The 7,700-nt window shown below is 69.6% G+C and carries 9 protein-coding genes; 5 read left to right on the top strand and 4 right to left on the bottom strand.

Annotated features, from left to right (window positions below):
- The first annotated feature begins 144 nt into the window (after positions 1–144).
- Positions 145–1,701 carry a hypothetical protein gene (locus ACJ8AT_RS17640; protein WP_407738918.1) on the top strand — a complete coding sequence of 519 codons (1,557 nt, stop codon included), beginning with the start codon at positions 145–147 and terminating at the stop codon, positions 1,699–1,701.
- 12 nt (positions 1,702–1,713) lie between these two features.
- Here ACJ8AT_RS17640 and ACJ8AT_RS17635 read toward each other — a convergent pair whose 3' ends face one another.
- The 3 genes from ACJ8AT_RS17635 to ACJ8AT_RS17625 form a co-directional block, all read right to left on the bottom strand.
- Entirely contained in the window at positions 1,714–2,403 is a 690-nt protein-coding gene (locus ACJ8AT_RS17635) for a GAF domain-containing protein (RefSeq protein WP_407738917.1), read from the bottom strand.
- Entirely contained in the window at positions 2,400–2,810 is a 411-nt protein-coding gene (locus tag ACJ8AT_RS17630) for a hemerythrin domain-containing protein (protein ID WP_407738916.1), read from the bottom strand. The genes ACJ8AT_RS17635 and ACJ8AT_RS17630 overlap by 4 nt, the downstream gene beginning before the upstream one ends.
- An 85-nt stretch (positions 2,811–2,895) precedes the next feature.
- Positions 2,896–3,369: a hypothetical protein gene (locus ACJ8AT_RS17625; protein WP_407738915.1), complete on the bottom strand. Its 474-nt coding sequence runs from the start codon at positions 3,367–3,369 to the stop codon at positions 2,896–2,898.
- A 225-nt stretch (positions 3,370–3,594) separates the two neighbouring features.
- On the opposite strand from ACJ8AT_RS17625, the gene ACJ8AT_RS17620 reads away from it, so the two are divergent.
- Positions 3,595–4,101 (top strand): hypothetical protein, encoded by a 507-nt coding sequence (locus ACJ8AT_RS17620; protein WP_407738914.1) that lies wholly within the window; start codon positions 3,595–3,597, stop codon positions 4,099–4,101.
- Between the two features lie 58 nt (positions 4,102–4,159).
- On the opposite strand, the gene ACJ8AT_RS17615 is transcribed toward ACJ8AT_RS17620, so the two are convergent.
- The gene (locus tag ACJ8AT_RS17615) at positions 4,160–4,834 is read right to left on the bottom strand and encodes a dienelactone hydrolase family protein (RefSeq protein WP_407738913.1); all 675 of its coding nucleotides are present in this window, start codon (positions 4,832–4,834) and stop codon (positions 4,160–4,162) included.
- A gap of 115 nt (positions 4,835–4,949) precedes the next feature.
- On the opposite strand from ACJ8AT_RS17615, the gene ACJ8AT_RS17610 reads away from it, so the two are divergent.
- From ACJ8AT_RS17610 to ACJ8AT_RS17600, 3 genes are all read left to right on the top strand, one after another.
- Complete coding sequence (locus ACJ8AT_RS17610; RefSeq protein ID WP_407738912.1) at positions 4,950–5,462, top strand: GreA/GreB family elongation factor; 513 nt, start codon at positions 4,950–4,952, stop codon at positions 5,460–5,462.
- Between the two features lie 66 nt (positions 5,463–5,528).
- Positions 5,529–6,968: an adenylate/guanylate cyclase domain-containing protein gene (locus ACJ8AT_RS17605; protein ID WP_407738911.1), complete on the top strand. Its 1,440-nt coding sequence runs from the start codon at positions 5,529–5,531 to the stop codon at positions 6,966–6,968.
- A gap of 83 nt (positions 6,969–7,051) precedes the next feature.
- Complete coding sequence (locus tag ACJ8AT_RS17600) at positions 7,052–7,561, top strand: hypothetical protein (protein ID WP_407738910.1); 510 nt, start codon at positions 7,052–7,054, stop codon at positions 7,559–7,561.
- The last annotated feature ends 139 nt before the right edge of the window (positions 7,562–7,700 follow it).

Raw genomic sequence — 7,700 nt, 5'->3', positions numbered from 1 at the left:
GGAGAACCTCTCGCCCACGCGCCGGGGGGCCCCTCGCGTGGGCAGCACGCTCCAGGTGGCGTACGTGGTTCCAGGGCGCCCCGCGCACCTGCTGGCAGGAATCCGGCTCGGGGTGCGCCTGCAAGGTCTCGACGGAGGACTCCTATGAGCGCACGCAAACCCCGAGGCACGGGCCGGGGCCCTTCTTCCGCGAGCAAGTCCCGTGGCGCCGCGAAGAAGAAGACGGCCCGGCCGGCACAGAAGGCTCCGAAGGCTTCGAAGGCTCGCGCCGAAGCACCGCGGGAGGTGCCGCCTCCTCCCCTGGCCGCCTCTCCCTCGGGCGCGCCCCTGGCGTTCGGCAACCGCACGTCCGAGATGTCTCCTCCCTCGCAGGTGCGCTCGGCGGAGGCCTCCGCGATGAACGCCCTGGTGGCGCGCCAGGCCTTCCGCGCCGTGATGGCCTCGGAGCCCACCGCTCCGGGGCTGCCGCCGAACGCCCCGCAGTCGACCACCCTGAGCGTGGGACCGCCGCCGTCCGGAGACAAGGAGCGCCAGCGGCTGGCCGCCATGCGCAAGGAGACGGCGAAGCGGCCGGTGGCCACGGTGCGGCCGGACTACTTCGGCACCTCCGAGCACCGCGCCAGCGCCGAGCAGCTCGCGCGCATGCTCGCGGGCGAGAGCGTCTTCCCCAAGGCCGCCACCGCCGCGCAGACCCATGTGCTGCTGCGTGTGGCCAGCCCGAACCCCGTGCACGAGGCCGTGCTGGAGCGCGCCTCCCTCTCCGTGGCCAGCGCGGATCCCTCCTGGCGCGAGCCCTTCCAGAGCCGGCTCGAGGACCTGATGGCCCGCTACCGCCCCCTCACGGAGCTGGAGGTCCGCCCGGGACTCACCCTCACCTATGGCGAGGTGGTGGCGCTCGCGGGCGACTACTACGCCACGCCGGAGGAGCTGGCCGCGGAGCTGACTCCCGCCGTGGCCGAGGCCATTCGCGGCGTCACCCCCCAGGACGAGGGCACCTTCCTGCTCAACACGCACCGCGGCTGGTTTGACTACGCGATGCTCGCCAACGAGAACCAGGACCACTTCGCGCCCAAATGTTGGGCACGGTACTCCCAGCACCACGCGGAGGCGCTGAAGCTGGCGCTCGATCGGGATTTGGACGCGGCCCTGGTGCGCAACGCCTTCGCCGACCACTTCCTCACCGATGCCTTCGCCTCCGGCCACCTGCGCGTGCCCCGGGATGCGCTGGTGGGCCTGAGCGGCGCGCTGCCCACACGCAAGATGCATGACGAGGAGAACGTCCAGGGCCTCTGGGTGCAGAGCGCCAGCGGCTTCGTCTGGCGGGCGTACGGGGATGATCAGCTGGGCACCAACCCCGTGCACCTGACGCTCACCGCGTTCGCGGTGGGGCTGTCGCTGCTGCGCATCTTCAAGGCCTACCGGATGGAGGGCGCCGAGCGGGACGAGCTGATCGACGCGCTCGGCGAGGCGCAGGCGCTCGACTTCACCGCGGGCCAGCACGAGGACCCGCGCACCCTGCCGCGCTTCCTGGGAGAGATCGCCGGGCTGCCGGGCGTGCGCGAGCACCTGCCCGTGCCGCTGGGCTCCCGCGAGGAGCCGGACACCTCCACCGTGCTGGCCAACTACCCGCCGCAGGTGGCGCTCGGCGGCAAGCGCCGCAAGGGGACACCGGACTTCGACGCGTACTTCCGCTTCGAGTAGCCGTGCCGCAACTCAGCGCGGGGGCTCCAGGGCTCCGGCGAGCGTGGCCAGCGCGCCCAGCCCTCGCTGGAACTCCTCGAGGCTGAGCCGGCCCGAGGCGAACTGCTCGCTCAGGCTCGTGAGGGACTGGGACTCCGCCACCTTCATCCACGCGCGGTGGGACTTCTCCCCCTGCGCCTCCTGGGGCGGCGCCCACCTGCCGGCGAGCGACTCCAGACGGGCGCTCGCGGCCTGGGCCAGTTGAGACAGCTCCTCGAGCTGCGCCGGCTCCAGCCGCCTCGGCTTCACGTCGATGACACAGAAGGAGCCCACCGTCTTGCCCGCCACGCGCAGCGGGAAGCCCACGTACGCGCGGATGCCGTAGCGCTCCACCAGATCCGTGGGCAGGGCCGGCTCCCGGGTGGCATCTTCGATGCGCAGCGCCTCATCTCCCGCCACCACGAACTGGCAGAACGAGGTGCAGCGGTCCGTGGCGCGCGAGGCCTCCAGGTCCGGCGGCAGCCCCACCTGGGCCCGGAAGAACTGGATCTGCTCCGTCACCAGGCTCACCAGCGCGATGGGGAAGCCGCTCACCTCCGCCGCTCGGCCCACCAGCCGCTCGAGCTCTGGATCCGGTGTCCGGTCCAACAGCCTCCCATCGAAGGTGTTCAGCCGCGCGCGGTCATCCAGGGAAGACAGGTTCGTGGGAAGCGTGTCACTCATGCGGGGCTCCCCAAGGACAGGCCCTGGCGTGTGCAGAGCGGGAAGATGACCTTCTCCTCGGTGTCCATCATCGAGCGCAGCGTCGACGCCACGGTCTGGAAGCGCTGCCGGAAGCGCTCGGGCTCGGGGTCCGGCGAGCGCAAGAAGCCGAGGATGGCCTGGGTCGTCACGTTCATGTTGGTCCGGAAGATGCTCAGGACCGACACGTTCATCTTATCGCCCGCCTCCTTATAGACGCGGACGGAGTCTTCATAGAGCGCCAGCTTGGCCTGGCGGTGGGGGACGAAGACCTCCTCCAGGCGGCGAAGCGAGGCGGCGAAGTCTCGAGGGCTGGCGCTCTCACAGTTCTTCAGCAGCGCCCGGAGCCGGGAGTGTTCTTCTTGAAGTGCTTGGACCCTGGAGGACATCAGACCGGTGTGAGAGGAGAGGGAAACCGCCGGGGCTTAAGTAGCCCCCAGGCCGAGGAGATGCCACTGCATTCAACGCGGGTGGTCAAACGTAGCGGTACAGCTCGCGCTCGGTGAAGAGCGGGCGCGAGGCGGCTCCCCCAATGGCGCCCAGGAACGTGCCGAGGATGTTCGCGATGATCCACTCCTTGAAGGTCAGCCCCATCAGGAAGAGCAGACTCGGCTGCTCGCTGAAGTAGGAGAGGAAGGCGAGGATGGCGGGCACCATCACCGAGCTCACCACGGCCGCGGCCAGCGCGCGCTTCATCCGTCCCGCGTGGTAGCCGCCGAAGGCGCCTCCGAGCAGTCCGTTGAAGAAGGGCATCCAGAAGGTGAGGACGCCGGTGAGGACCATGATCAACACGCTGCCGATGAAGAAGGGACGCCTGAGGGTGATGACGTCCGGCTTGAGGGTGATGTCGGCGGGTAGCGTGGCGTATTCCACGTTCCGTGCGGGCTCCGTGGCGTAGCTGCGGGGGGTCTTGTCCTCTTCGGGAGGAATCAGGCTCGTATCAGACATGCAGGCCTCCGAGAGAAGGGCGCCAGGCGCCCGGTCCCTTCGTGGTTCCGTGAGTGCTGTTGAAGATGTGGCAGGGGCTCGCGAGCGGCATGGAGGCGAGGCCGTTCGAGGAGCGTGCGACTTCCAACGCCGGGAATAAGCCGCGGGGAGGGACGTGACGCGGAGAGCTGACTATGCTGCCGCGCCCTGCCATACCGGCCCCCTCACTCTCTGGATGGAAAGCCCATGAGCCTCCGCCGTGCCTCGTTGAGCGTTGTCCTGATTGCCCTCGGTCTGCTGTCCGCCTGTGCGCTGCGCCCGCGCTACAAGGACATGGTGCAGCCGGAGGGCTCCCCCCAGCAGGCGGTCGTCGAGGGGCAGACCTTGATGATGCGCGTGGTGGAGCCGGCCACGGGCAAGCCCATCCCAGGCGCCAAGGTGATCGCCGGCGCGAACCGCGCGCGCCTGGCCGCCACCAGCGATGACCAGGGCCGCATCGCCGTGCCCGTGTCCCAGGAGCTGCTCGCGGAGAACCCGCTGGTGGAGGTGGTGCTCCCCAAGGGCGTGAAGGGCTACCAGTTCCAGGTGCTCCGGCCGGTGGAGGCTCCGGCTCCGCAGCCTCCCGCTCCCCCGGTGGCCGGGCCGTCCGAGGGGACGAACTCCACGGGCTCGACGGCGCCAAGCAGCACGACCTCTCCCGAGACGCCGCCCGTTCCTCCGCCGAGCACCAGCTCCTGGGACGCAGGGACCTGAGTCCCCGCGAGGCGCGGTGGGCGAGGCGGTGTGGCCTCGCCCGGAGCGCCCGCGCCGCTCAGCCGAGCTTCGAGTGGAGGAACTCCACCGTGCGCTTCCACGCCAGCTCGGCATTCGGCTTCGAGTGCACCGTGGGCCGCGTGTCGTTGAAGAAGGCGTGCTGCGCATCGTAGCGGTGGAGCTCCACGGGGACGTTGGCGCCCTTGAGCTTCTTCTCCAGCGCGTCCACCCGGTCCGGCGAGCACCAGTCGTCCTGCTTCGCGTAGTGGCCCAGCACCGGCGCGCGGATCTTCGTGACGTCCGCCTTGTCCTCGCCGGGGATGCCGTAGAAGGGCACGCACGCGGCGAGCTCTGGATCATTCGCCGCGGCCGCGAGCGACACCGCGCCGCCCATGCAGAAGCCCATCACGCCCACCTTCGTGCCCGGCTTGCGCTGGCGCAGCGCCTGGGCCGCGCGCCGCAGCACGTCTCCCGCGTGCTTCCAGTCCATCGAGTTCAGGTACTGCTGGGCGGTGGCCTCGTCCTTGGCCACCTTGCCGCCGTACAGGTCCACCGAGAAGACGGTGAAGCCCTCGCGAGCCAACCGGTTGGCCACGTCGCGGATATGGTCGTTGAGGCCCCACCACTCGTGGATGAGCAGCACCGCGCCCTTCGCGCTGCCGCCCGGCGCCTCGCTCAGAGAGCCCGGGAGTTCCTTGCCATCGGTTCCAGTCAGCTTCGTGGTCTGCGTCATGTGCGTACCCCCTCGGGAGTGACAGGAGGCGGCACCTTACTGGAGCTCTCGTGCGGCCGGCGGCCTTAGATTCCAGAAGGACACAGACGCGAATCCTCAGGCTCCGGGAGGCGGTATGTCGAAGGCGTTCACCAAGGAGGACAGCGGCGGCGACGAGGGGCTCACTCCCGCACGGCCGCGGAGCTGGCAGGGAGAGCAGCGCTACATCACTCCGGAAGGCTACCGGGCGATCCAGGAGGAGCTGGCCTCGCTGCTCGGCCCGGACGCGAGCGCCGAGGGCCAGCCCGGGTTGGACGCCGGAGTGCGCAAGCGGGAGCGCGAGCGGCGGGCCCAGCAGCTCGCGGACACGCTGGAGGAGGTGCGGGTAGTCACGCCCGAGTCCTCCCAAGAGGGGCACGTCTTCTTCGGCGCCTGGGTCACCTTGGAGGACGAGGAGGGCGCCGAGGTGACGTACCGCATCGTCGGCCCGGATGAGGCGGACGTGAAGGCGGGCCGGCTGAGCGTGGAGTCACCCCTGGCGAAGGCACTGCTCGGCAAGGAGGTGGGGGAGTCCGTGCAGGTGGAGCGCCCTCGTGGAGCGATGGAATACACTGTGACGCAGGTCGCCTACTCCCTTCCGACCCATTGAGCCCGTCGCGCCCCAAGGCTGCCTATGACGTCTCCCTCTGCCCTCCGCCTTCCTTCTCGTCTCCGCTTGCTCCTGATTGGCGGCTCGGTACTGGTGGGAGTCTTCACCTTCATCTACGCGCGGCTCGTCTGCACCTTCATCTGCAGCCTCCCCCCGGCGGTGCTGGCCCGCACCGTGGGCGTGCTCACGCTGTTCCACATCGTCCTCCGGGAGCTGCTGCTGCGGTTCAGCCCTCTGCAGGGGGAGCGCTCCACTCCCGCTCGGCGCGCCTGGCTGCTGTCCGTCGTCTCGTGGTCCCTGACGGGATTGCTCGCCATCGTCATCCACGTCACGCGCTACCCGGCGTTCCCCGCCCCCAGCCACCTCAAGTTCGCCGTGGGCTACTGGGCGCTCGGCGGTGGGCTGCTGGCTCAGGTGGAGTACCTCCTCTTCGAGCGCGCCCTGCCACCCACTCCCACGCTCTCGCCCGAGGCCCAGCTGCGGGAGCGGCTCGGGCGCAGGCTCATCGAGGGCTACGTCATCTTCACCTCCGTGCCCGTGCTGGTCCTGATGCTCACCCTCCAGCGCTTCATTTATGAGCTGCATGGGGACCTGCGGTACTTGCTCGAGGCGGTGGTGCTCGCCGCTGGCTTCACGGGCGGAGCGCTCGCGGTGGCCATTGCCTACGGCCGCAGCCTGCGCAGGGACTCGGAGCAGCTGCTCGAGGCCGTGCGCCGCGTGGGCGGCGGGGACTTCCAACCTGGCGCCGTGACGAGCCGCCCGGATGAGCTGTCCCTGGTCGCCGCTGGCATCAACGAGATGGCGGGCGGGCTCCAGCTCCGCGAGCGGATCCGCGAGGCGTTCGGCCGCTTCGTCTCGCCCCAGGTGGCCACCGAGTTCATCGAGAAGTACGCGCGCCACGGGAAGACGGCGGTGCTCGGAGGCAGCCGGCGCAACGTGGTGGTCCTGTTCAGTGACTTGCGGGACTTCACGCGCCTGTCCGAGTCCCTGGAGCCCGAGGTCCTCATCGAGGTGCTCAACGGCTACTTCCAGGAGATGGTGGGCGCCATCCAGCGCCACGGGGGCCTGGTGGACAAGTTCATCGGAGACGCGGTGCTCGCGGTGTTCGGGCTCACCGAGGGCCAGGGTGATCCGGCCATCGCGGCCGTCTCCGCGAGCCTGGAGATGCGGCGGCGCCTGGAGGCCTACAACGCGAGGCTCGCCGAGCGGGGCCTTCACCTGAACTCCGGCATCGGCATCCACGCGGGAGAGGCCGTCGCGGGCTACCTGGGGAGTACGGACCGCTTGGAGTTCACCGTCATCGGCCACACCGTCAACGTGGCCTCTCGCATCGAGGGCCAGGCCCGCGAGCCTCGGCCGCCGCTGCTCTTCAGCGAGGAGGTGGCGCGCAGGCTCGGGGATGCCTTCACGGTGAAGGAGGTGGACACGGTGGCGCTCAAGGGCGTGGCAGGTGAGATGCGCCTGCTCACCGTGGAGGGTGAGGCCCGGTCGGTGCGAGCCGCCTGAAGCGCTGGAATGCGGTGCAACGGGGCTCGCGGAGCCCGGGCGGAGGGATATGATGGAGCAATCCTTCGCCGGGAGCCTCTGAGATGAAGCGCTTCGTCATTGTGTTCTCCAACGAGCCGGGAGCGCCCGCCCCGTGGGTGGCCCAAGCCTGTGCGTCCGCGAAGCTGACGTACGTGGACAACGATCCCATCACGAAGGAGATCGCCAAGAACCCGGAGGCGCAGAAGCTGCTGCTCTCCAACATTCCTCCGGGAGAGAACGCGGCGCTGGCGCCCTTCTACAAGGCGGCGCTGGAGAAGGTGGCCAGCAAGGAGACGCGCATCGGCCTGTTCAGCGAGAGCTGGCTGCTCTACCTGGGCCAGGCCGAGGGCTGCGTGCTGGACTTCGCCAGCCTCGAGGCCCAGAAGAAGCAGGGCCTGGCCGGGGGCATGAGCCAGAAGGACGTGGACGAGTACTTCGCCAAGTACAGCAAGCAGCTGCAGGACCGGGCGCGCAAGTACCTGCCCGCGGAGCGCATCCTGGTGCTGCCCACGGGCGAGTCCGACGCGAAGAAGGCCGAGCTGGCCGCCGCCTTCATCCGCAAGCTGGGCTGAAGAAGGGGAGGGAGGTTAGCTCCGAGGTGATTCCACACCTTTCGTTAGGCCCTGGGCGTGGGATGAGGAAATCCGGACGACGGGAATCACTCCGGCGGCGAAGCGCAGGTGCGGCACCTGCTGGAGTGTCCTCAACCGG

Source organism: Hyalangium sp., assembly GCF_045802625.1.
Taxonomy (GTDB): Bacteria; Myxococcota; Myxococcia; order Myxococcales; family Myxococcaceae; genus Hyalangium.
The sequence above is the reverse complement of the archived record's forward strand: the minus strand, read 5'-3'. Positions and strand labels throughout refer to the sequence as shown.